Here is a 23,254-nt window from a genome sequence, read left to right on the forward strand (position 1 = left end):
ACTGAAATCTGTTCAGTGGATCGCAATCAAGAAACTCTCCTGCGGGCAGGGGTAAGCGGATCAGGCAGGATCATTCAAGGACAGGCTGTGTTAAACGAACGCGAAGCAGAGAGTTGTTATCTGGGGCAATTTCTTCCGGTGCAGTACCACCATCATATGCTGGCGAACAACAGCCGCATGGATGGCTTTAAGGCAGCCATTCAGCGTCAGGTGTTTGAAGGGGCGAAGGTACTGGAGCTCGGTGGCGGTACGGGTGTGTTGTCCTGGTTTGCAGCGCAGAGCGCCGCCAGAGTGTATTGCGTCGAGTGGAATTCCGATATGGTCGCCGAAGCAAGGCGTCTGCTGGCGATGAACCGGCACGGAGACAGAGTTGAGGTTATTCATGCGGATGCTTTCGAGTATCTGCCGCCGGAGCCGGTGGATGTGGTGATTTGTGAAATGCTGCATGTGGCGATGCTGCGCGAAAAACAGGTCGAGCTGATTGAGAATTTCAAGCAACGCTATCTGGAAAAATTTGGCGCTCCTTTACCTGTCTTTGTGCCTGAAGCGGTGGTGATGGCAGTGCAGCCTTTGCAGCAGGCTTATGATTTTCTGGGATATCAGGCACCGGTAATCCAGTTTCAGCCAGCCGGCGTATTTTCGGCCGATACCCGTGAACTGGCTGAGCCTGCCTTGTACAGTGTCATTGATTTCAGTCAGCCAAATGCGATGCGGATTCATTGGGAGGGGAGCTTCGTGATCGAACAGACAGCGACCCTCAATGCCCTGCGTTTTGTGACAAAAAGCATTCTGGCGGTGTTGATGGAAACCTGTTCAACGATTGACTGGCTTCATGATTACATGGTGTTGCCGCTTGCGGAGCCGCTGGCAGTCAGGGCCGGCGATGTGCTGGAAGTCAGCTTTCAGTACCGGGCTGGTGCTGCGATTACGTCTTTGCAAAATGCACTGCAGGTCAGGCGCCGGTCTCATGCACCGGTTCGTGCCAGACATTTATCGCTGGTGACCGGATAAACGCATTTTCCGCAAACTGAGTGCGTCACCGCCAACGGTATCTGAACTGATTGTTACCTGAAACAGCAGATTGGCAACCGCCTTCTTCATGCTTAGGACTTACGCAAAGTTGCTCCGGCAAGGCATGGTGACGAAGACAGTACGAAAGTACGGCTAGGAGCCATAATGCCGCCGGGGCTGGTTTGCGTAAGTTCTAATGCTTTAAAAACATGGACAAATGACAAGTCATCACGTATGGTCATATGTCCTTGTTATCGGGGCATCCGCTGATGGGCAGAACTGCTTATCACCTGTTCTGTGATTACTTTACATCTGATCTGGAGTCTGAATATGTTGCTGTCCCGTACCGTTTCTGTTGTGCCACGTTCTTTGATCCGGTTGTTCGCGCGTTGTTGCAGTGGTGCGTTGTGTGCCGGAATCATGCTGTCCTCACCGCTCATGGCGAAAGAGCTGCCGGTCAAGTCGAAGCTGATGATGGCCGATATTCTGAAGGCCTCTTCTGCAACCGACTGGCGCAGCCTGAATCCGGATAACACGCTGTATCTGGAATTACCCAAAGGCCGTGTTGTGATTGAACTGGCTCCGGATTTTGCACCAGGGAATATCGCCAATATCAAAGCGCTGGTCAGGGAAAACTATTTCGACGGCCTGGCGATTGTCCGCTCTCAGGAAAATTATGTGGTGCAATGGGCTGATCCGGATGAAAAGCGGGAAATTAAGACCGCCAAAAAACTGATCGAGGGTGAATTCACCGTAGCTTATTCCAGTCGTTTGCCATTCACGCGTTTGCCAGACATGGATGGCTATGCGCCTGAAGTCGGACATGCCAATGGATTTCCGGCTGGCCGCGATCCGAAAAAAGGTACTGCCTGGCTGGCACACTGTTATGCCGCCGTCGGCGTGGCGCGCGGTACAGAATCCAACAGCGGTAATGGCAGTTCCCTGTATGTAGTGACCGGACATGCGCCGCGCCAGTTGGACCGGAATATCACTCTGGTTGGTCGTGTCGTGGATGGCATGACGTTGCTGACTACCTTGCCGCGTGGTACCGGAGCGCTGGGTTTTTATGAAAAAGCCGAAGAGCGTATGCCGATCAGATCGGTACGGCTGGCTGCTGATGTGCCTGAAAGTGAGCGCAGCAAACTGGAAGTGTTCAGAACCGATACGGCGGCATTCAAAGCGCTGGTGGCTGCGCAGCGTAACCGTGGCGGCGACTGGTATAAAGTGCCGGCAGGGTACATCGATCTGTGCAATGTCCCGATTCCTGTGCGGCCGCAGAAATGAACAGGGATCTCTTACGGGGCATGATGCCGACTGTCATGCCCGCTGCCATGTGAGAAAGCTGTCAGAAAAAAGGGCGCATGCATTTGCGCCCTTTACGTTTTTTTTTGATCAATAGCGATGTCGAATGAGGGCGGCAGCCCGTGTTTACCTGGCCTAGCGGATGTAATAACCCGATACATGCCAGCTGCCATCTTTTTCTTTCATCGGTGTGATGGTCTCAATTGCGGCTGCTTTATTGGTGTAACGGGTTTCATACTGGATCACGACATATTCACCATCCGGCGCACCCGGCAGGCTTGACTTGAAATCAGCCGATTTCAGCTTGCGTGAAACGGCGGTGCCGAGGCTGGTTCTGATGCCTGTCATTGCTTCCTGCCATTTACTTTGGGGGACTGACTGTCGTAACAAAGTTGCAGACTGTTCCCAGCTTTCAGCAAATTGGTCTTTATCCAGCAGAGCCAGCCACTGGCTGACAGCCGCCTGTGCCTGAGGCACCGGGCTGGTCTCCTGAGCCGCAGCCACCGATTGAGACAATATACCTGTGAGTAACGCGGTGATAGCCAGTAATTTCATGGGGAGTTCTCCTTTCAGAAAGAGATATTATTCTAATATTTATTGCAATATTTATGTTTTTATTAATATTGAAATTACAGGCGTATGTTGTTTTTTGTGAGGATATTTTTTGAAATTTTGAAGGCGTCACCGGATTACCGGTGTCGGTGAAATTTACTGCGCCGGGTTGGGATGTTCCGCATGGATCAGTTCGATTTCCCGCAGGATGTCCTCGTTTAACGTCATGTTCCAGGTATCGATATTTTCCTGCAATTGCGTCAGGTTGGTGGCGCCGATGATTGTGCTGGCGACAAACCAGCGCGAATAGCACCACGCCAGCGCCATCTGGGCCGGTGTCAGTCCATATCGTCGCGCCAGTGCTGCATAGCGGCGGCTGATGTCGAGTACGGCAGGGCGGGTATAGCGTGGACTCCAGGTCGGCGGGAAAATCGTCAGGCGACCCTGCGCAGCAGGGTCATCGGCGTATTTGCCGCTCAGCTGGCCAAATGCCAGCGGGCTGTAGGCGAGCAGGCTGACCTGTTCACGGTAGCAGGTTTCATCGAGTCCCTGTTCAAATGCGCGGTTCATCAGGTGATAGGGATTCTGGATCGATGCGATGCGTGGCGCCTGCAGGCGGGATGCCTGATGCGCAAATTCGCTGACGCCCCAGGAGCTCTCGTTCGAAACGCCGAAAGCGCGTATTTTTCCTTCTTTCACCAGCGCCTGCAGCACTTCCAGCGTTTCGGCAATCGCCGTATACGGACGCTCCAGCGCGGGGTCGAAACGGGTTTGCCCAAAAACCGGCACGTTCCGGCTTGGCCAGTGCAGCTGGTATAGATCGATGTAATCCGTTTGCAGTCGTTGCAGGCTGGCGTCGAGCGCCGCACGGATATTTTTTTCATTCAGATCATTGTCGCCGCCGCGGATCCAGTGCATGCCGCGTGACGGCCCGGCAACTTTGCTGGCCAGTACCACGTTCTGACGCTGCCCTGAATGACGCAGCCAGCTGCCGATATACGCTTCCGTCCGTCCCTGTGTTTCCGCCCGCGGCATGACGGGATACATTTCGGCAGTGTCGATAAAGTTAATGCCACGGCTGAACGCGTAGTCGAGTTGCTGATGTGCCTCGGCTTCGGAATTCTGTTCGCCGAAGGTCATGGTGCCGAGGCAGATTTTCGATACCTGCAGGCCGCTGTTACCGAGTGTGGTGGTGGCGATTTTCATCAGGCTGGCTCCTAGTAAGGCCGGACATTATGCAGAGCGTTACCGCATTCCCTGACCAGGCCGGGGCCTTGATAAATCAGACCGGAATACAGTTGCACCAATGAGGCGCCTGCCTGCACCTTGGTGACGGCATCTGCCCCGGAGAAGATGCCGCCAACGCCGATAATCGGCAACGCATCGCCGACTTCCGCCTTCAGCGCGCGAATGACCCGGTTCGATAATTCAAATACAGGTTTACCGGAGAGACCGCCGGCTTCTTCCGCATGGGGCAGCCCCTGCACCGCATCGCGGGTGATGGTGGTGTTGGTGGCAATCACGCCATCTATTTTGTGCCGCAGCAGCGCATCGGCAATCGTTTTGATTTGCTCGGCATCGATGTCGGGGGCAATTTTGAGCGCCACCGGAACATAGCGGCGGTGCTGGTCTGCCAGCCTTTGCTGCGCCTCTTTCAGTTGCGCCAGCAGAGCATCCAGTTCGCTGGCGCCTTGCAGCTGGCGCAGGTTCTTTGTATTCGGAGAAGAAATATTGACCGTGACATAGCTGGCATACGGATACACTTTTTCCAGACAATGCAGGTAATCGTCTGCTGCCCGCTCGATCGGCGTATCGGCATTTTTACCGATGTTCAGTCCTAATACCCCTTGTTTGTCCTGATAAAAGCGGGAGGATTGCACATTGCGCACAAACGCATCCACTCCGCCATTATTGAAACCCATCCGGTTGATGATGGCATCTGCTTTGGGCAGGCGGAACATGCGCGGCTGCGGATTGCCGGGTTGGGCGCGTGGTGTGACGGTACCGATTTCGATCGAGCCGAAACCGAGCGTCGCCAGACCGTCGATATACGCCCCGTCTTTATCCAGTCCTGCAGCCAGTCCGACCGGGTTGGGGAAGGCGATGCCCATGACTGTCCGCACATCATCCGCAGGCTTGCTGCATAGGCCGCCCAGACCCATTTTGGCAATACGTTGTAAAGCTGGCAGGGCGAAGTGGTGCGCTTTTTCTGGCTCCATCGAAAACAGCAGCGGACGGGCCAGTGAATAAAGTAATTTATCAGTCATGGTAAACGTAAAAATAGGGGGTATAGAAGAAAAAACGTTGATCGTTCAGGTAAATCAAGGGGCTTTTTATATACTGGGGGGGAGTATATTTAATGCTCCATCAGGATGTCAGTGCCTGCCATTGACCATGCATGAGTGCATCCAGCGGTTTAAAGTTGGTTTTATAGGCCATTTTAGGGCTTGCGGCAATCCAGTAGCCCAGATACAGGTAGGGCAGATTCAGCGCGGCGGTCTGTTGTATCTGCCACAGCACATTATAGGTGCCGTAAGATGCTGTGACGTCATCCGGATCGAAATAGGTGTAAACCGATGACAGGCCATCGGTCAGGATGTCAATGATGCTGACCATTCTGAGCGCCAGATGCGCATCGCGGAACTCCACCAGCCGGGTGTTCACCCGGCTCTGCAGCAGGAATTGGGCATACTGCTCCCGGCTGTCGTTATCCATGCCGCCACCGGCGTGCCGGTGCGCCTGATAGCGTTGATACAGCTCATAGTGCTCATGGGAATAGGCCAGCGGAATCACGCGCGCTGTCAGGTCGTCATGCTTTCTGAAAGCGCGGCGCTGACTGCGGTTCGGCAGAAATTCAGCAACCCGCACGCGGACCGGCGTGCAGGCGCGACAGCTGTCACAGTGTGGCCGGTAAATGAAAATGCCGCTGCGCCGGAAACCGCTTTTGACCAGTTCGGAATACGTATCTGCATTAATCAGATGCGCTGGCGTGGCAACCTGGGAGCGCGCCTGCAGACCATCCAGATAACTGCACGGATATGGCGCTGTCGCGTAAAACTGCACGCTGGCAAAAGGAAGGTCATTAAGCTGCGTCACGAGTGAATCATGCAATCAGAAGTCAGGGTTAGTCAGCGGATGCCAGCCGGTGATGGCCGGCATCTGTGTGGCAAGCCGCAAGTGGCGTATAAATTCAGTACGGGAAACCGGATGTGCTCCCAGTGACGCCAGATGCGAAGTCTCTTGCTGGCAGTCTATCATTTCCACCTGTTGCTCACGCAAGAAAAATACCAGATGCGCCAGAGCGACCTTGGAAGCGTTACTGACCCGGGTAAACATGGATTCGCCATAAAACATGCGGCCAATTGCCACGCCGTACGCCCCGCCGACAAGGTCACCGTCGAACCAGACTTCGCTGGAGTGTGCATGTCCCATACGGTGCAGTCCGCAGTATCCTGCAATAATTTCTTCCGAAATCCAGGTTCCTCCACCATCCCTGCGTGGCGCAGCGCAGGCGCGCATCACTCGTTCGAAAGCCGTATCAAACCGGATCTGCCAGCGCGGGTCATTGCTGATTTGACGCAGATGCTTTCGCAGGCTGAGAGAGATTTTGAATTCCCGGGTATTGAGTACCATACGTGGGTCGGTGGACCACCAGAGTATTGGCTGACCTTCTGAAAACCAGGGAAAAATTCCTTGCCGATAAGCCATCAGCAGACGTTCGGGAGACAGATCTGCTCCCGCCGCCAGCAATCCCGCCGCACCTTGCGCGGCGTTTAATGCCTGCGACACATCGGGGAACGGTGTGTCGGCTTCCAGCCACGGAATCAAGACGCACTCCCAGTTTGCGCTAAAAAGGTGAGCTTTTTTGGTGCATTGTCCGAAAATAGTGCATATTCTGATTTTAAAATCATGCAATAAATCAATGCCTTACCGGTTTGCACTATATTGGAATGGTTTTTGCTTGATTGGTGCATTGTCGATGTGATTTGCACTTTTATTGGGAGAAAATAGTCATGAGTGTTCAAAACAGTGGCGCGGATGCATTGTTCATCTTGCTGGGCGCCATCATGATTCTGGCAATGCATGCCGGATTTGCTTTTCTGGAGCTCGGTACAGTCCGCAAGAAAAATCAGGTGAATGCACTGGTCAAGATTTTAGTCGATTTTGCCGTTTCCACGATTGCTTACTTTTTTGTCGGCTACTGGGTGGCGTATGGCGTGCAGTTTTATTCCGGTGCCGAAGTGCTGGCGGCCAGAAATGGTTTTGAGCTGGTCAAATTCTTTTTTCTGCTGACTTTCGCGGCGGCGATTCCTGCAATTATTTCCGGCGGTATTGCGGAGCGTGCAAAGTTTTACCCCCAGATGATCGCGACAGCTTTGCTGGTTGGTCTGGTGTATCCCTTGTTTGAGGGTATGGCCTGGAATCAGCATTTTGGTATGCAGGCTTGGTTGAAGTCGGCATTTTCTGAAGAATTCCATGATTTCGCCGGTTCGGTGGTGGTGCATGCTTTTGGGGGCTGGGTGGCATTGCCGGCAGTATTGTTGCTGGGCGCGCGCCGCGGCCGGTATATGAAAAACGGTGCCATTGCTGCGCATCCTCCTTCCAGTATTCCTTTTCTGGCACTGGGCGCATGGGTGCTGACGGTTGGCTGGTTTGGCTTTAATGTCATGAGTGCGCAGACGCTGGACAAAATGAATGGACTGGTGGCAATGAACTCACTGATGGCGATGGTGGGCGGCACGCTGGTGGCGCTGGTGATGGGAAAGAATGACCCCGGATTTGTCTACAACGGTCCGTTGGCAGGACTGGTGGCTGTGTGCGCCGGCTCGGACCTGATGCATCCGCTCGGCGCGCTGGTGACGGGTGGTGTGGCAGGCGCTATTTTTGTCCAGATGTTTACCTGGACGCAAAATAAATGGAAGGTGGACGATGTGCTGGGTGTCTGGCCTTTGCATGGTTTGTGCGGCGCGTGGGGAGGCATTGCAGCTGGCATTTTTGGACTGCGTTCCCTGGGCGGTGTTGGCGGTGTCAGTTTTGCCTCGCAACTCATTGGCACTTTAATAGGTGTCGTGATTGCGGTTATTGGTGGTGTGGTGATTTATGGCTTGCTGAAAAAGCTGGTGGGAATCCGTCTCGATCCTGAACAGGAATTTGAGGGAGCCGATTTATCGATTCATAAAATTTCCTCCACGGCGGAGCGGGAAACCAGCTGGTAAGGTCGTATCCATGCAGTCTCCGGCATCGGATGGATGTCAGGGGGGGGCGAGGTCAGATGTCAGAGGTAGTTGCTTTACTGGCTTCAAAATAAAAAACGACCGCGATATCTGGCGGTCGTTTTTTTGCAGTGCATGTTGTTCCCATGTGCTCTGGCGCGAGCTTTATCCGTGACGCATGGGGTGCATGATGTCGTGGGCATGCAGGTTGAATTGGCCGCCATGACGGACTGCGGCGATATCTGCGAAAAAGAATTTCAGCGTGTGACTAATGGTCGGAAATGCGATCTCATCCCAGGGAATTTCCTGTTCACTGAATAATTGCACCTCCAGACTTTCCGTTCCGGCCTGAAAATCCAGATCCAGCAGGGTTGCCCTGTAAAACAGATGCACCTGATGAACGTGGGGAACATTCAGGATGGAGAATAATTCATGCAGGGCAATGTGGGCGCCGGCTTCTTCCTCGGTTTCCCGTTTGGCTGCATCGGAGGTGGTTTCATTGTTTTCCATGAATCCGGCGGGCAGCGTCCAGTATCCGTAGCGCGGTTCAATTGCGCGCCGGCACAGCAGCACTTTGATTTCACCGTTCGTTTCCCAGACTGGTATTGAGCCCACCACCATTTTCGGGTTGTGGTAATGAATGGTTCCGCATGATGTGCAGACGTGGCGTTCGCGCGTATCGCCTTCAGGAATTTTGAGCATCACCGGGGCGGCGCATTCGGGGCAGAATTTCATGGTGGGCAGGGCGGTAATCAGCTGGTTATCGGATCAGTCGATAAGTGTAACATCAGCGGCTGGTGGCGTTTCCCTTCCTATGGAAACAGAAAGAATTTGCGCAGGGCAGCAAAACAGTGTATAGTCTCATTCTTCAGACGCGGGGTGGAGCAGTCTGGCAGCTCGTCGGGCTCATAACCCGAAGGTCGTAGGTTCAAATCCTGCCCCCGCAACCAAGATTTTTAAAAAAGCCACGTTATTACGTGGCTTTTTTATTAGTCCGGAAATTTTTTTTGATTGTCACCGATATTCTGGAATACAATCCGGTATCTACTGATTTGACAGGCAGGGCCAGTAATCTGCGCCCGCAATCGCCTTGTCCCGCCTTCCGGGCGGATGTTGTCGCCAGAATGCGGCGAACAACAGAATGATATGCATAACGGCGTGGGCTGAAATGCCGGACATACCCGGCTCTTCCCTCTGTGACATCAATTAAACCCGTGTAACTACTATTGCATGAATACTGCTGAGGCAAAGCGAGTCCTCGAAACAGCCTTGTTGTGCGCAACTGAACCGTTGTCGGTACACACCATGAAAAAGCTGTTCCAGGATGCGGATGATCAAGACGCGCTGGTTGGTGCGGATACTATCAAAGTCATTTTGGAAGAGCTTCGTCAGGATTGGTCTGGCAAGGGAATTGAGCTGGTTGGGTTATCAACCGGGTGGCGTTTTCAGAGCCGGCCGGAAATGCGCGCTTATATTGATCGACTGAATCCGGAAAAACCTCCCAGATATTCCAGGGCGACTCTGGAGACGCTCGCTATCATCGCATATCGTCAGCCGGTGACCCGCGGTGATATTGAAGAAATCCGCGGCGTGACTGTGGCTTCCCAGATGATTAAAACCCTTGAAGACCGGGGGTGGATAGAGACGATCGGTCACAGGGATGTTCCCGGCAGGCCTGCGCTGTTTGCAACGACTCGCCAGTTTTTGAGTGATCTGGGCCTGGCGTCTCTTGATCAGCTGCCTCCCTTGCAGCAATTGACGAAGGGTGATGTGGATGAGCGCGGACCTGAGCTGGTGGGATTGAATGAAGTCGCCGGGATGACGGATGTCATTCCGGTGCATGTCTCCGCAGACAGTGAGACTGAACATGAGGGCTTGATTGCCGGCGTATCGCAAGAAATGGTAGTGGAAGAAACAAGTCATCTGGCTGCGGAAATCTCTGCGTCAGAGAGTGATCCGGATGCTGAATCTGATCGGCAGCCTTAATAGAATAGAAGAATGAATCCAATGAATCCTGATGATGTAAGTACAGAGCAAAAAAAAGTGGCTGTCGATGGTGATGGCGGTAAGCCGGTAAAACGTGGTGTCCGCGGTCCGCGTAATATGCGCCGCTCCAGAAGGCCGGAGGCGGCGGATGGTGCGGAACCGGGTACAGCTCCGTCAGGTAATTTTGCGACTTCCGCTGCAGCACCGACAGGTGAGGCGGCTGTCGGGCGTCCGGCGAAGGCGGCGCGTCCGCGTCAGCAAAACCCACAGCGCGATGCTGCTCAGGGTGTGGTGCCTCCAGATGGACAAGATCGGGGTGGACGGGGTCCGTATGCAAAGCGCAACAATGGAAGTAAGCGTCCTCAGCAGAATAAAGGCGGGCGCCGGGAAGGCCAGGTCGTTGATGATGTATTTTCTTTCGTTACTTCGGATGCCTTCGATGCTCCGGAGGATGCGAAATTTCAGGGTAAGGGACGTCCGAACAAGGCTGTGCGCCGTGATCTGACGGCGGACGACGATGCGCCTAAATTGCATAAGGTGCTGGCTGAAGCCGGGCTGGGTTCCCGGCGTGATATGGAAGAGCTGATCGTTGCCGGACGGGTGTCTGTTAATGGTGAGCCGGCTCACATCGGTCAGCGTATTTTGCCGACCGACCAGGTTCGTATTAACGGTAAGCCGATTCAGCGCAAGATCAGTAAGAAACCGCCTCGTGTTTTGATTTATCACAAACCGGCAGGGGAGATCGTCAGTACCAATGATCCGGAGGGGCGTACTTCAGTGTTTGACAGTTTGCCCAATATGAAAGTGGGTAAGTGGCTGGCGGTCGGTCGTCTGGATTACAACACGGAAGGCTTGCTATTGTTTACAACATCCGGCGATCTGGCAAACCGTCTCATGCATCCGCGCTATGGAATTGAGCGCGAGTATGCGGTACGCACACTGGGCGAGCTGGAAGAGGGAATGCGACAGCGTTTGCTGGCCGGCGTTGAGCTGGAAGACGGTCTGGCGCAATTCTCTAAAATATCGGATGGTGGCGGTGAGGGGGTTAATAAGTGGTATCGCGTGACAATCGGCGAGGGACGCAACCGTGAAGTCCGTCGTATGTTTGAGGCAGTTGGGTTGACTGTGTCCCGCCTGATCCGTACCCGTTATGGTGCGCTCACTCTGCCGGCCAGTTTGCGGCGTGGTCGCTGGGATGAGCTCGATGAAGATGCTGTCCGCAGCCTGATGAAGTTGAGCGGGCTTGAAAAAGCGGCTGCTGATAAAGGTGGCAAGGCGTCTGCAAACAAATCGGCGCAAGGACGCGCGCCGATGCCTGTCAGTCCGTTTACCCAGAAGCAAGTTTCCTTCCCGATGGCTGGTGGTCGTGCCGAGTTTGGTGCTGGACGGGCCGCGGGGAATGGAAATAAGTCTGCAGGATATGGTCAGGGGCAGGGGGGCGCTGCTAAAAAACGCAGCCGTCAGCCGGATCCTTTGCAAACGGCGCTCGGTTTTCCTGATGTCGGTCAGCAGCGCCGGGGGGCGACCGTGCGTGGCAGCGGGCAGGCTATTGGCCAGGGAATCGCAGCGCGCCGGCGTGCTCGCGGTGGATAATTTCAGGATTGAATTGTTGCCCTTTTTCCCGGCTTTTCCATTGCGACCGGGTAAATAATCGTTTATAATCCTGTAGTTAGCAGATTTTCCTGGTGGCTGCAGGATTGATGCGATAAAAGATGGGCTTGGTGCCCATTTTTTTTTGGTTTTGCTGTCAGGCTTGTGCGCAATCTTTGTGGTTGTGGCGGGCGGTGAAATATGAGATTGGAGAGTGGTTTGGCTTTGTTGGAATTGATTGAAAAGACCGTCAATGGCACCGGATATGATCTGGTCGACTTTGAGCAGGCCGAACGCGGTTTGTTCAGGGTTTACATTGATTTTTTGCCTGCGGATCTGGAGAGGGGCAATATCACAGTCGAGGATTGTGAGAAGGTCAGTCATCAGTTGTCGCATGTGCTGATGGTCGAAAACGTTAATTACAACCGCCTCGAAGTCTCTTCGCCGGGGCTTGACCGGCCATTGAAAAAAATGGCTGACTATGTGCGTTTTACTGGCGAAAAGGTAATCGTTAAATTGCGTATGCCGATGTCAGGAACACCAAACCGTAAAAATTTCGAGGGTGTCTTGCACGCGCCGGAAAACGATACGCTGAAGCTCGAATTTGAAGTAAAAGATGGGTCGGCCATGCTGGAGTTTACGCTCGCCGATGTGGATAAGGCACGCCTGGTGCCGCAAGTGGATTTTAGGAGTCGCAAAGCATGAGTCGTGATTTGTTGTTATTAGTGGATGTGCTGGCACGCGAAAAAAACGTCGATGAAGAGGTTGTTTTCGGTGCGCTGGAGCATGCTTTGGCGCAGGCGACCAAGAAACGTTTTCCCGGTGAAGTGGATATCCGCGTAGAGATTGACCGGGATACCGGCGAGTTCCGCTCTTTCCGTCGCTGGCATGTTGTTCCGGATGAGGCAGGTCTGCAGTTGCCGGATCAGGAAATTCTGCACTTTGAAGCTGTCGAGGATGATCCTGAAATTCAGGTTGGCGACTACATCGAAGAAGAAATTGAGTCGATGGATTTTGGCCGCCGTTTTGCGCAGGATACCAAACAGGTGGTTTTGCAGCGTATCCGTGACGCGGAACGCGAGCAGATTCTGGCGGACTTCCTGGCGCGTGGTGACTCCCTCGTGACCGGCACCATCAAACGCATGGAGCGTGGTGATGCCATCGTCGAATCCGGCAAGATCGAAGCACGTCTGCCCCGCGATCAGATGATTCCGAAAGAGAATCTGCGTGTTGGTGATCGCGTGCGTGCCTATATTCTTCGGATTGATCGCAATGCCCGCGGGCCGCAGGTGATTTTATCCCGCACTGCGCCGGAATTCATCATGAAACTGTTTGAGCTGGAAGTGCCTGAGATTGAGCAGGGCTCCCTGATCATTAAGTCTGCTGCCCGCGACCCTGGTATTCGTGCAAAAATTGCAGTCTACACACATGACAAACGGATTGATCCTATCGGTACCTGCGTTGGTATGCGCGGTTCGCGCGTACAGGCTGTGACTGGTGAGCTGGGTGGTGAGCGTGTGGATATCGTGTTGTGGTCTGAAGATCCGGCGCAATTCGTGATCGGGGCCTTGGCACCTGCAAATGTCTCATCGATTATGGTCGATGAAGAAAAGCATGGCATGGATGTAGTCGTCGATGAGGAAAATCTCGCGATTGCGATTGGTCGCAGTGGTCAGAATGTGCGCCTCGCGGCCGAATTGACTGGCTGGCAGATCAATATCATGACGGCGGAAGAATCCGCCAGCAAAGCCGAGCAGGAAACTGCAGGTATCCGTGCCCTGTTCATGGAAAAACTCGATGTCGATCAGGAAGTGGCTGAAATCCTCGTTGATGAAGGTTTCTCCAGCCTGGAAGAAATTGCTTATGTGCCTATCACCGAAATGCTTGAAATTGAAGCATTTGATGAAGACACAGTAAATGAATTGCGTAACCGTGCACGCGATGCACTTCTGACAGAGGCAATTGCTTCCGAAGAAGGACTGGAAGGCATGGAAGATCAACTGATCAATCTCGAAGGTATGACACGCGTGACTGCTGGCAAACTGGGTTTGGCCGGTATTAAAACGCTGGCAGCATTTGCTGCTCTGGCATACGACGAATTTGGCGCGATCCTGGCATTACCAGCCGAACGTTCCCGCCATTTGATTAAAGAAGCATTTGAAGATGTGACCGATGATGAGATGAAACTCATCGACGCTAAATATGATGATCAGGCCAAGGCTTTGTTAGCCACAGCCTGGAAACTCGTAGAAGCTGAATAATTACGGGTTTCATATTCATAACGCGCACATAGAAAAAGAGGACTGAATGGCGAGTAACAACGTTGCCCAATTTGCCACCGAGCTGAAAATGTCAGCAGATTTACTGCTCACGCAACTGCGCGCTGCAGGTGTAAACAAAAATTCGACATCAGATTCGTTGACAAAGGAAGATAAAGACCGGCTGCTGGAACATCTGCGTCGTTCCCACGGATCTTCTGTCGACACTGAGAAGAAAAAGATCACTCTGACTCGTAAAGAGACCACGGAGATCAAGCAGGCGGATGCTACGGGTAAATCTCGCACCATTCAGGTTGAAGTGCGCAAGAAACGCACTTTTGTCAAACGTGATGAGGCAATGGCGGATGATGCAGCCGGACGCCCTGCAGCAATAGTCGTGGATGCAGCTGAAATAGCGCGCCAGGAAGAAGAGGCGCGCCGCGAGGCAGAGCTGATGGCACGCCAGGAGGCTGAACTGCGTGAAAAGCAGGAGCATCTGGCAAAGCTGGAAGCGGAAAAAGAAGCTCAGGCGCAAGCGATGCGTGAGGCAGCTGAAGCTGAGGCTGCCAAAGCAAAGGCGGAAGCAGAGCGACTGAAGGCTGAACAGGCTGCAGCGGTGGCAAAATCAGTCGAAGCTAAACCTTCTCAGTCTGATGAAGATAAGAAGCGTCTGGACGCGGAAGAAGCAAAGAAAAAATCTGCCCAGGATGCGAAGGAAGCGGCAGAGCGTGCTGCCGCAACGGAAAAAGCCCGTAAGGCAGTTGCAGATGAAGTCGCTCAGATCAAAGAGATGATGAATGCAGCCCGTCGTCCGGCGAAGCCGGCACCGGCGCCTGCTGCAGCACCTGCCTCTAAAGTGGCGGAAGGAACTTTGCATAAGCCTGCGGATAAAAAGCTGGCAGAGAAGAAGCCTGCTGCGGCCGCTGAGAAAAAAGATGATAAAAAAGTTGTTGGTGATAAGAAAGCCATTAAATCGGCTAATGTCTCCTCAACCTGGCAGGATGATGCAGCAAAGAAGCGCAGTGGCGGCCTGAAAACACGTGGTGATACATCGGGCGGACGCGATGGCTGGAAAGGTGGTCCAAAAGGCCGCCGGAATGCGCATCACGACGATGCCCGTGAATCCAATTTCCAGGTTCCGGTAGAGGCGATTGTCAAGGATGTGTATGTGCCTGAGACGCTGACGGTGGCCGAACTGGCGCACAAAATGTCTGTGAAGGCATCGGAAGTGATTAAGCACCTCATGAAGCTGGGGCAGATGTGCACCATCAATCAGGTGCTGGATCAGGAAACGGCGATGATTCTGGTGGAGGAAATGGGGCACAAGGCATTTGCTGCCAAGCTCGATGATCCGGAAGCATTGTTGACGGATACTGCCGAGCATGCTGACTATGAGTCCTTCCCGCGGGCACCTGTTGTTACAGTCATGGGACACGTTGATCATGGTAAGACTTCGCTGCTCGATTATATCCGCCGTGCCAAAGTCGCTTCTGGTGAAGCGGGCGGAATTACGCAGCATATCGGCGCCTATCACGTAGAAACGCCGCGCGGCATGATCACTTTCCTGGACACGCCGGGTCACGAAGCCTTTACGGCAATGCGTGCACGTGGCGCGAAGGCGACCGACATTGTGATTCTGGTGGTGGCTGCTGATGACGGTGTCATGCCGCAAACCAAAGAAGCGATTGCGCATGCGAAAGCAGCCGGCGTGCCTCTGGTCGTGGCAATCAATAAAATCGATAAGCCAGCAGCCAATCCTGATCGTGTGACGCAAGAGCTGGTGGCGGAAAGTGTTGTGCCGGAAGAGTACGGCGGTGATTCTCCGTTCGTTCCTGTTTCTGCGAAAACTGGTCAGGGTATTGATTCCCTGTTGGAAAACGTCCTGCTGCAGGCTGAAATTCTGGAGCTCACTGCACCGAAAGATGCGCCGGCGAAAGGTCTGGTTGTTGAGGCGCGTCTGGATAAAGGTCGCGGTACGGTGGCGACTATTCTGGTGCAGTCCGGTACATTGCGTCGTGGTGATGTTGTTCTGGCGGGTACTTCGTATGGTCGTGTACGTGCGATGCTGGATGAAAACGGCAGCAACATTACGGAGGCCGGTCCTTCTATTCCTGTGGAAATTCAAGGTCTGACAGAAGTTCCGTCTGCCGGTGAAGAGGTAATGGTGATGGCCGATGAACGCAAGGCGCGTGAAATCGCGTTGTTCCGCCAAGGTAAATTCCGTGATGTCAAACTGGCCAAGCAGCAAGCTGCCAAACTCGAAAACATGTTTGAAAACATGGGTGAGGGCGAAGTCAAAAACCTGCCTATCATCGTCAAGACCGATGTGCAGGGTTCGCAGGAAGCGCTGGTGCAGTCGTTGCAGAAACTCTCTACCAGCGAAGTGCGCGTACAGGTGGTGCATGCAGCCGTGGGCGGTATTTCCGAGAACGACGTCAATCTGGCGGTTGCTTCGAAAGCAGTCATTATTGGTTTCAACACCCGTGCGGATGCATCTGCGCGCAAGCTGGCTGAATCAAATGGTGTGGATATCCGTTACTACAACATCATTTATGATGCTGTCGATGAAGTGAAGGCAGCCTTGTCCGGCATGCTGGCACCAGAGAAGCGTGAGCAGATCATCGGTATGGTTGAAGTGAAGCAGGTCTTCATGGTCAGCAAAGTTGGCGCGATTGCCGGCTGTCTGGTGACCGATGGCGTGGTCAAGCGCACATCTTCTGTCCGTCTGCTGCGTAATAATGTCGTGACCTGGACCGGTGAGCTGGATTCGCTCAAGCGCTACAAAGATGATGCGAAAGAAGTGCGCGCCGGTATGGAGTGCGGCTTATCGCTCAAAGGCTACAACGACATTCAGGTTGGCGACAACCTTGAAATATTTGAAGTTCAGGAAATTGCCCGTACTCTGTAATGCAAGCCAACCCCGGCCATGGCCGGGGTTCTGATTTATAGAGGGCAAAAGGATTTATGGCAAAACATAGTAAAAACATTCCCGGTCGCGGTTTGCGTGTAGCAGATCAGATTCAGAAAGATCTGGCCGAGATTATCTGGTCCGAACTGAAAGATCCCCGGGTTGGTATGGTGACGCTGACAGAAGTCCAGCTCACGCCTGATTACGCCCATGCCAAAGTGTATTTCACTACTTTGGCTGATGATATGCAGGCAATTCAGGCAACACTGGATGGTCTGACCAAAGCAGCGGGCTTTCTGCGTTCTCAGCTGGGTTTGCGCCTGCGCATTCACACTTTGCCGCAATTGCACTTTGTGCATGATACATCCACGATGCGGGGTATGGCGATGTCGAAACTGATTGACGAAGCCAATGCAACCCGTGCGAAAGACGACGAAGAACCTGTCTGACCAGGTAGCGCAACTGCCGCATGAGCATGCACTGCATGCATGAAGCCGATGAATATTCCACGTGTAAAAAAAATCCGTGTCCCGGTGCACGGAGTGCTGTTGCTGGATAAGCCGGTTGGCTGGTCCAGCAATGATGCGCTGATCAAGGCCAAGCGTTTGCTGAATGCCATGAAAGCCGGACATACGGGAACGCTTGATCCGTTTGCAACAGGGTTGTTGCCATTGTGCTTTGGTGAGGCCACCAAATTTTCTCAGGATTTGCTGGAAGCTGATAAAACATACACCACCGTCGTCCATCTGGGTATCACGACCGATACCGGAGACACCGAAGGGCAGGTAGTCAGTACTCAGCCAGTGCATTGTACGCTGGAGCAGATTCATGCCGTTCTGGCACAATTCCGGGGTGAGATACAGCAGGTTCCGCCGATGTATTCTGCGCTGAAGCGTGATGGCAAACCGCTGTATGAATATGCCCGTCAGGGAATCACGCTGGAGCGCGAGGCGCGGCAGGTGCGCATTGCATCGCTGGAGTTGCTGGATTATCAGGCGCCTTACCTCACTCTGGACGTGCGTTGTAGTAAAGGAACTTACATCCGGGTACTGGGGCAGGATATTGGCGCGGCACTTGGATGCGGAGCGCATTTGAATGCCTTGCGCAGAACGGGAGTGGCGCATCTGGATTTGCAGCATACCTGTACGCTGGAAACGCTGGAAGCATTGCCGGAAGCAGAGCGCGCCAGTTTGCTGGCACCGGTTGACAGCCTGCTTTCCACCTTCCCGCCGGTGCAGCTCACGCAGGAGCTGACGCAGCGTTTTTTACAGGGGCAGCGCCTGCCTTTGTATAAATTCGGGATCAGTGCTCCTGCAGCGGGCAGGGTCCGGGTATATGGCACAGACCATAATCTGCTCGGAACTGGGCAGATGCAGGAAACGGGCTTGCTGGCGCCGGAGCGGGTGATTGCCAGTACGCTCTGATGGCCTATTGCAGTCCCCTCTATAAAAATTCAGGATGACGTTTCGCTGCAGAACGTCATCAAGCCGTAGCAACTCCTTGAAATAATAGGAGTTTTCTGCTTTTGCGTTGCAGCATGCTATAATCGCAGGTTATCCGATTTACCCCAAAAACAAACGTTACCATGTCCAATACAAAACGCGCTATACGCAACATCGCCATTATCGCTCACGTTGATCACGGCAAAACCACGCTGGTTGATCAATTGCTGCGCCAGTCCGGTACTTTCCGTGAAAACCAGCAGGTCGATACCCGCGTGATGGATTCCAACGACATCGAAAAAGAACGCGGTATCACGATTCTCTCCAAAAACTGCGCAGTCGAATACAAGGGCACGCATATCAACATCGTTGATACACCGGGCCATGCTGACTTTGGCGGTGAAGTTGAGCGCGTATTGTCGATGGTGGACAGTGTTTTGCTGCTGGTCGATGCGCAGGAAGGTCCGATGCCGCAAACGCGTTTCGTGACACGTAAAGCCCTGGCACTGGGTCTGAAGCCGATCGTTGTCGTCAACAAGATTGACCGCGAAAACGCTGATCCGCAAAAAGCGGTGAATGCTACTTTTGAATTGTTCGACAAACTTGGTGCAACGGATGAGCAGCTCGATTTCCCTATCGTGTACGCATCCGGCTTCAAGGGCTATGCAGGTCTGGAAGACACCGTCCGCGAAGGTAATATGGAGCCGCTGTTTGATGCGATTCTGAAGCACGTTCCGGCACGTGAAGATGATCCGAATGGCCCGCTGCAATTGCAGATCACATCCCTTGAGTATTCTTCCTACGTTGGTAAGATCGGCGTTGGTCGTATCCTGCGCGGTCGTGTCCGCGGCCTGCAGGATGTTGTCTGGATGAACGGTCCGGAAGACAAACCAACCAAGGCGCGTATCAACCAGGTGCTGACGTTCAAAGGTCTGGACCGCGTACAGGTTGAAGAAGCACAGGCTGGCGATATCGTTCTGATCAACGGTATCGAAGAAATCGGCATCGGCTCCACCATTTGCGCACCGGATGCGCCAGAGGCTTTGCCGATGTTGAAGATCGACGAGCCGACACTGACCATGAACTTTATGGTCAACAGCTCGCCGCTGGCCGGCCGTGAAGGTAAGTTTGTGACCACCCGTCAGATCCGTGACCGTCTGGAACGCGAACTGAAATCCAATATGGCATTGCGTGTAGTGCAGGCTGAAGGTGATGACTCCTGCTACGAAGTATCTGGTCGCGGCGAATTGCATCTGACGATTCTGATTGAAAACATGCGCCGCGAAGGTTTCGAGCTGGCGGTTTCCCGTCCGCGCGTAGTATTCAAGATGGTTGACGGCGTGCGCCACGAACCGTATGAAAATCTGACTGTCGACGTGGAAGAAACCAACCAGGGCGGCGTGATGGAAGAGCTGGGTCGCCGCCGTGGTGATCTGCAAAATATGGAACCGGACGGCAAAGGCCGCGTACGTCTCGAATACCGCATTCCTGCGCGTGGTCTGATCGGCTTCCAGGGTGAATTCATGACCCTGACTCGTGGTACCGGTCTGATGAGTCACGTGTTTGATGACTATGCACCCGTCGATAACAGCAAGGGTGAAATGGCTGGCCGTCGTAATGGCGTACTGATTTCCCAGGAAGACGGCGCAGCGGTGGCGTATGCAATCTGGAAGCTGCAGGACCGCGGTCGTATGTTCGTCAGCCACAATGATCCTGTCTATGAAGGCATGATCATCGGCATTCACTCCCGTGACAACGATCTGGTCGTGAACCCGGTAAAAGGCAAGCAATTGACCAACGTGCGTGCTTCCGGTACTGACGAAGCAGTGCGTCTGGTTCCGCCGATTCAATTGTCGCTGGAATACGCAGTCGAATTCATTGAGGACGACGAACTGGTTGAAGTCACACCGAAGAGCATCCGTCTGCGCAAGCGCTTCCTGAAGGAGCATGAGCGTAAGAAAGCTTCCCGCGAAGCGTAATCGCCTGCATGATTCATGCGCTGCGGCGCATGAAAACGACCCGTTTCGTTCTTGCCGCCAGGCGGGAGTCAAACGGGTTTTTTATTTTTCTGTTGTTCATTTCGCCGGATGTTTATTTTCCGGAGAATTCAGTACTGGCTTTCGGAGCAGGCCTCTGCCAGAAGGTACAGCGCTACCGGATTTTCTATGTCGAATAAATTAAGTCACCGCCACGCCGTGATATGGATGATTTGTGCTGCCAGTTTATGGAGTATCGCCGGGGTATTCACGCGTCATCTGGACAGCGCGCGCGGCTTTGAGATTACGTTCTGGCGCAGTTTTTTTGCCGCCGTTTTCGTCGCCGGTGTGATGCTCAGGCAGTATGGCCGTGCTTTTGTGCCACGTCTGCGCCTCCTCGGGCGGCTGGGTTTTGTGTCCGGCTGCATGTGGGCCACCATGTACAGCTGTTTCATGATCTCGCTGACGATGACGACCGTTGCCAATACCTCGATCATGGAAAGTCTGTCACCTTTATTCACTGCATTTCTCGCCTGGCTGGTGTTGCGCGAACGGATTGCAGTGCGCACCTGGTGGGCAATTGCTGCTGCAGCAGTTGGCATGGGATGGATGTTTGCGGGCAGCCTGTCTGCGGTTGATAGTCGCGGGTTATTGGGAATGCTGATCGGGCTGGGTGTACCGGTTGCCTCCTCAATCAACACCATTGTGCTCAAGAAGCGTGCGCATACGGTGGATCTGATTCCGGCGGTGCTGGTGGGCGGAGCAATTTCCGCTCTGGTCATGCTGCCGTTTGCATTTCCGTTTCAGGCGTCCTGGCATGATATGGCGATTCTGGCGATCCTCGGATTTTTTCAGCTGGGGTTGCCGTGCTCGATGCTGGTCAGGGCATCTGCCAGCCTGAGCGCGCCGGAAATCGCCTTGCTGTCTTTGCTGGAGGTGCTGCTGGCGCCAGTCTGGGCCTGGCTGGGCGCGGGTGAGGTACCTGGCGGAGCGACATTGACGGGCGGCGCTATCGTGTTAATTTCTTTGATATTCAATGAGTTGAGCATGGAGCGGAAAGCGCGCCCCCATTCTTGATCTGGCGCAAAAATCAGCAGCGGAACATTTGCAGTATCTCTTCGTAAATTATAGAATCGCGAACATTTTTCTTTATAGATTGCCTTGCCATGAGTACTTCCTCCCTTCGATCTCCCGAACTCCTGTTACCAGCCGGATCGCTGGAAAAAATGCATGCTGCGTTCGATTTCGGCGCGGATGCAGTGTATGCCGGCCAGCCACGCTACAGTCTGCGCGCCCGGAATAATGAATTTTCCACGCTGGACGTTCTGCAGCAGGGGATAGATGGCGCGCATGCGCGCGGCAAGCTGTTTTTTGTTGCCTCCAATATTTTTCCGCATAACGCCAAGCTGAAAACCTATCTGCGCGATATGGAGCCGGTGATCGCCATGAAACCGGATGCGCTGATCATGGCCGACCCTGGTCTCATCATGATGGTGCGCGAAAAATGGCCGGAAGTGCCGGTACATCTGTCGGTACAGGCCAATGCAGTGAACTGGGCCGACGTGAAATTCTGGAGAAAAATGGGTCTGACCCGTGTGATTTTGTCGCGCGAACTGTCACTGGATGAAATTGAGGAAATCCGTCAGGAATGTCCGGACATGGAACTCGAAGTCTTCGTCCATGGTGCTTTGTGCATCGCCTATTCCGGTCGCTGTCTGTTGTCCGGCTATTTCAATCACCGTGACCCGAATCAGGGTACCTGCACCAATTCCTGCCGCTGGGATTACAAGGTTGAAAATGCGGCCGAAAATGAAACCGGCGACCTGCAGCGCATTCCGGTCGAAACCATCAAGTTTGATTTCAATAAAGCGCTGGAAGAGGCGAACCAGTCATTCTCGGCAATGGGCGATATGCCGCGGCATCCGCTGGCCGACCGCCCGTACCTGATTGAAGAAAGCGGCAAACCCGGTCAGTTCATGCCGATTCTGGAAGATGAGCACGGCACTTACATCATGAATTCCAAGGATTTGCGTGCGGTCGAACACGTCGAACGACTTGCCAAAATCGGCGTCGATTCGCTGAAGGTGGAAGGCCGCACCAAATCTCTGTACTACGTGGCGCGCACTGCGCAAGTGTATCGCCGTGCCATCGACGACGCGGTAGCTGGTCGTCCGTTTAACCCGCAATTGCTGGGTGAGTTAAACGGTTTGGCGAATCGTGGTTACACCGATGGTTTCTACCAGCGCCATCACACACAGGATCATCAGAATTACATGGAAGGCGTATCGCAGGCGCATCGCAGCCAGTACGTCGGGCAAGTGTTGAACGTTGCCGACGGCTGGGCTGAAGTGGAAGTCAAAAACCGCTTTGCCGTTGGCGACCGGATTGAAATCATCTCCCCGAACGGCAATGAGATCGTGACGCTCGCCGAAATGCGTAATACCGATAATCAGGCACTGAATATCATCGGTGGCGCCGGTCACAAAGTTCGCATCCCGCTGGATGCAAAATATGAAAAGGCGTTGCTGGCGCGTATGCTCTGAGTTTGTCACGCTGTTTTTAAACATACTCCCCCTCAATTTTTATAAAAATGAGCTGATGCCCGCGTCAATAATGGGTTTTTATAAATACTGGAGGGGAGTATATTTGGAGTGATTGAGGCGCTGATGCAGATGTTTCCCGGCTGGTTGCTGCTCCTGGGCTGGTACGGCGTGATCAGCACATACTGCTTTCTGGCGTATGTCATCGATAAACGCGCTGCTGTCCGGCGCCAGTACCGGATCAGTGAGCGCCGCTTGCTGCTGTTGAGTCTGCTGGGCGGCTGGCCGGGCGCATGGCTGGCGCACCGGCTGCTGCGGCATAAAATAGCCAAGCCATCTTTTCAGCGGCGCTTTGCCTGGATGCTGGTTCTGCATCTGATGCTGGTATTGCTATTGTTGATGGCGCTGATGGCAGGCAGCCACCATTTCGGCATGTTGGCCGGCATTTTCTGAGACAGGCTGACCCCGGGACGACA

Annotated in this window: 20 protein-coding genes and 1 tRNA gene; 15 read left to right on the forward strand and 6 right to left on the reverse strand. The window is 53.7% G+C overall.

Annotation, left to right across the window (positions count from 1 at the left end; all coding sequences use genetic code 11):
* Positions 1-87: 87 nt before the first annotated feature.
* Together H8K27_RS06215 and H8K27_RS06220 are read left to right on the forward strand one after the other, a co-directional pair.
* Positions 88-1,011, forward strand: a complete 924-nt coding sequence (locus H8K27_RS06215) for a methyltransferase domain-containing protein (protein WP_186862311.1) — start codon at positions 88-90, stop codon at positions 1,009-1,011.
* Positions 1,012-1,341: 330 nt separating this feature from the next.
* Positions 1,342-2,295 carry a peptidylprolyl isomerase gene (locus H8K27_RS06220; RefSeq protein WP_329604348.1) on the forward strand — a complete coding sequence of 318 codons (954 nt, stop codon included), beginning with the start codon at positions 1,342-1,344 and terminating at the stop codon, positions 2,293-2,295.
* Between the two features lie 153 nt (positions 2,296-2,448).
* Here the strand turns inward: H8K27_RS06220 and H8K27_RS06225 are convergent, their stop codons facing one another.
* The 5 genes from H8K27_RS06225 to aat all read right to left on the reverse strand — a co-directional run bounded on the left by H8K27_RS06225 (position 2,449) and on the right by aat (position 6,693).
* The gene (locus H8K27_RS06225) at positions 2,449-2,868 is read right to left on the reverse strand and encodes a DUF4019 domain-containing protein (protein WP_186862312.1); all 420 of its coding nucleotides are present in this window, start codon (positions 2,866-2,868) and stop codon (positions 2,449-2,451) included.
* A 153-nt stretch (positions 2,869-3,021) separates the two neighbouring features.
* Positions 3,022-4,065 (reverse strand): aldo/keto reductase, encoded by a 1,044-nt coding sequence (locus tag H8K27_RS06230; RefSeq protein WP_186862695.1) that lies wholly within the window; start codon positions 4,063-4,065, stop codon positions 3,022-3,024.
* Between the two features lie 17 nt (positions 4,066-4,082).
* The gene (locus tag H8K27_RS06235) at positions 4,083-5,132 is read right to left on the reverse strand and encodes a quinone-dependent dihydroorotate dehydrogenase (RefSeq protein WP_186862313.1); all 1,050 of its coding nucleotides are present in this window, start codon (positions 5,130-5,132) and stop codon (positions 4,083-4,085) included.
* Positions 5,133-5,232: 100 nt separating this feature from the next.
* Positions 5,233-5,961: an arginyltransferase gene (locus H8K27_RS06240; protein ID WP_186862314.1), complete on the reverse strand. Its 729-nt coding sequence runs from the start codon at positions 5,959-5,961 to the stop codon at positions 5,233-5,235.
* A gap of 15 nt (positions 5,962-5,976) precedes the next feature.
* A complete protein-coding gene (gene aat / locus H8K27_RS06245; protein ID WP_186862315.1) occupies positions 5,977-6,693 on the reverse strand; it encodes a leucyl/phenylalanyl-tRNA--protein transferase in 717 nt (238 codons plus the stop codon).
* 185 nt (positions 6,694-6,878) lie between these two features.
* Here aat and H8K27_RS06250 point away from each other — a divergent pair, with 185 nt between their 5' ends.
* Positions 6,879-8,081: an ammonium transporter gene (locus H8K27_RS06250; protein ID WP_186862316.1), complete on the forward strand. Its 1,203-nt coding sequence runs from the start codon at positions 6,879-6,881 to the stop codon at positions 8,079-8,081.
* A gap of 162 nt (positions 8,082-8,243) precedes the next feature.
* On the opposite strand, the gene H8K27_RS06255 is transcribed toward H8K27_RS06250, so the two are convergent.
* Positions 8,244-8,813, reverse strand: coding sequence for an NUDIX hydrolase (locus H8K27_RS06255; RefSeq protein WP_186862317.1), 570 nt, complete (start codon positions 8,811-8,813; stop codon positions 8,244-8,246).
* A gap of 138 nt (positions 8,814-8,951) precedes the next feature.
* Between H8K27_RS06255 and H8K27_RS06260 the strand changes: the two genes are divergently transcribed.
* From H8K27_RS06260 to H8K27_RS06315, 12 genes are all read left to right on the forward strand, one after another.
* A tRNA-Met gene (locus H8K27_RS06260) sits at positions 8,952-9,028 on the forward strand.
* A 280-nt stretch (positions 9,029-9,308) separates the two neighbouring features.
* A complete protein-coding gene (scpB, locus tag H8K27_RS06265) occupies positions 9,309-10,064 on the forward strand; it encodes an SMC-Scp complex subunit ScpB (RefSeq protein ID WP_186862318.1) in 756 nt (251 codons plus the stop codon).
* Positions 10,065-10,085: 21 nt separating this feature from the next.
* Positions 10,086-11,657 carry a pseudouridine synthase gene (locus tag H8K27_RS06270; protein ID WP_230419042.1) on the forward strand — a complete coding sequence of 524 codons (1,572 nt, stop codon included), beginning with the start codon at positions 10,086-10,088 and terminating at the stop codon, positions 11,655-11,657.
* 216 nt (positions 11,658-11,873) lie between these two features.
* Positions 11,874-12,359 (forward strand): ribosome maturation factor RimP, encoded by a 486-nt coding sequence (gene rimP / locus H8K27_RS06275; RefSeq protein WP_186862320.1) that lies wholly within the window; start codon positions 11,874-11,876, stop codon positions 12,357-12,359.
* The gene (gene nusA / locus H8K27_RS06280) at positions 12,356-13,915 is read left to right on the forward strand and encodes a transcription termination factor NusA (protein ID WP_186862321.1); all 1,560 of its coding nucleotides are present in this window, start codon (positions 12,356-12,358) and stop codon (positions 13,913-13,915) included. The genes rimP and nusA overlap by 4 nt, the downstream gene beginning before the upstream one ends.
* A 46-nt stretch (positions 13,916-13,961) precedes the next feature.
* Positions 13,962-16,820, forward strand: a complete 2,859-nt coding sequence (gene infB, locus H8K27_RS06285; protein WP_186862322.1) for a translation initiation factor IF-2 — start codon at positions 13,962-13,964, stop codon at positions 16,818-16,820.
* Positions 16,821-16,876: 56 nt separating this feature from the next.
* Positions 16,877-17,269, forward strand: coding sequence for a 30S ribosome-binding factor RbfA (gene rbfA, locus H8K27_RS06290; RefSeq protein ID WP_186862323.1), 393 nt, complete (start codon positions 16,877-16,879; stop codon positions 17,267-17,269).
* Between the two features lie 48 nt (positions 17,270-17,317).
* Positions 17,318-18,244, forward strand: coding sequence for a tRNA pseudouridine(55) synthase TruB (gene truB / locus H8K27_RS06295; protein ID WP_186862324.1), 927 nt, complete (start codon positions 17,318-17,320; stop codon positions 18,242-18,244).
* A gap of 161 nt (positions 18,245-18,405) precedes the next feature.
* Positions 18,406-20,241 (forward strand): translational GTPase TypA, encoded by a 1,836-nt coding sequence (typA, locus tag H8K27_RS06300; protein WP_186862325.1) that lies wholly within the window; start codon positions 18,406-18,408, stop codon positions 20,239-20,241.
* Between the two features lie 186 nt (positions 20,242-20,427).
* Positions 20,428-21,315, forward strand: coding sequence for a DMT family transporter (locus H8K27_RS06305; protein ID WP_186862326.1), 888 nt, complete (start codon positions 20,428-20,430; stop codon positions 21,313-21,315).
* 89 nt (positions 21,316-21,404) lie between these two features.
* Positions 21,405-22,781, forward strand: coding sequence for a prephenate-dependent tRNA uridine(34) hydroxylase TrhP (trhP, locus tag H8K27_RS06310; RefSeq protein ID WP_186862327.1), 1,377 nt, complete (start codon positions 21,405-21,407; stop codon positions 22,779-22,781).
* A 123-nt stretch (positions 22,782-22,904) separates the two neighbouring features.
* The gene (locus H8K27_RS06315) at positions 22,905-23,231 is read left to right on the forward strand and encodes a DUF1294 domain-containing protein (RefSeq protein WP_186862328.1); all 327 of its coding nucleotides are present in this window, start codon (positions 22,905-22,907) and stop codon (positions 23,229-23,231) included.
* The last annotated feature ends 23 nt before the right edge of the window (positions 23,232-23,254 follow it).

Origin of the sequence: Cognatundibacterium griseum (genome assembly GCF_014284195.1) — a bacterium.
Classification (GTDB): domain Bacteria; phylum Pseudomonadota; class Gammaproteobacteria; order Burkholderiales; family Burkholderiaceae_D; genus Undibacterium; species Undibacterium griseum.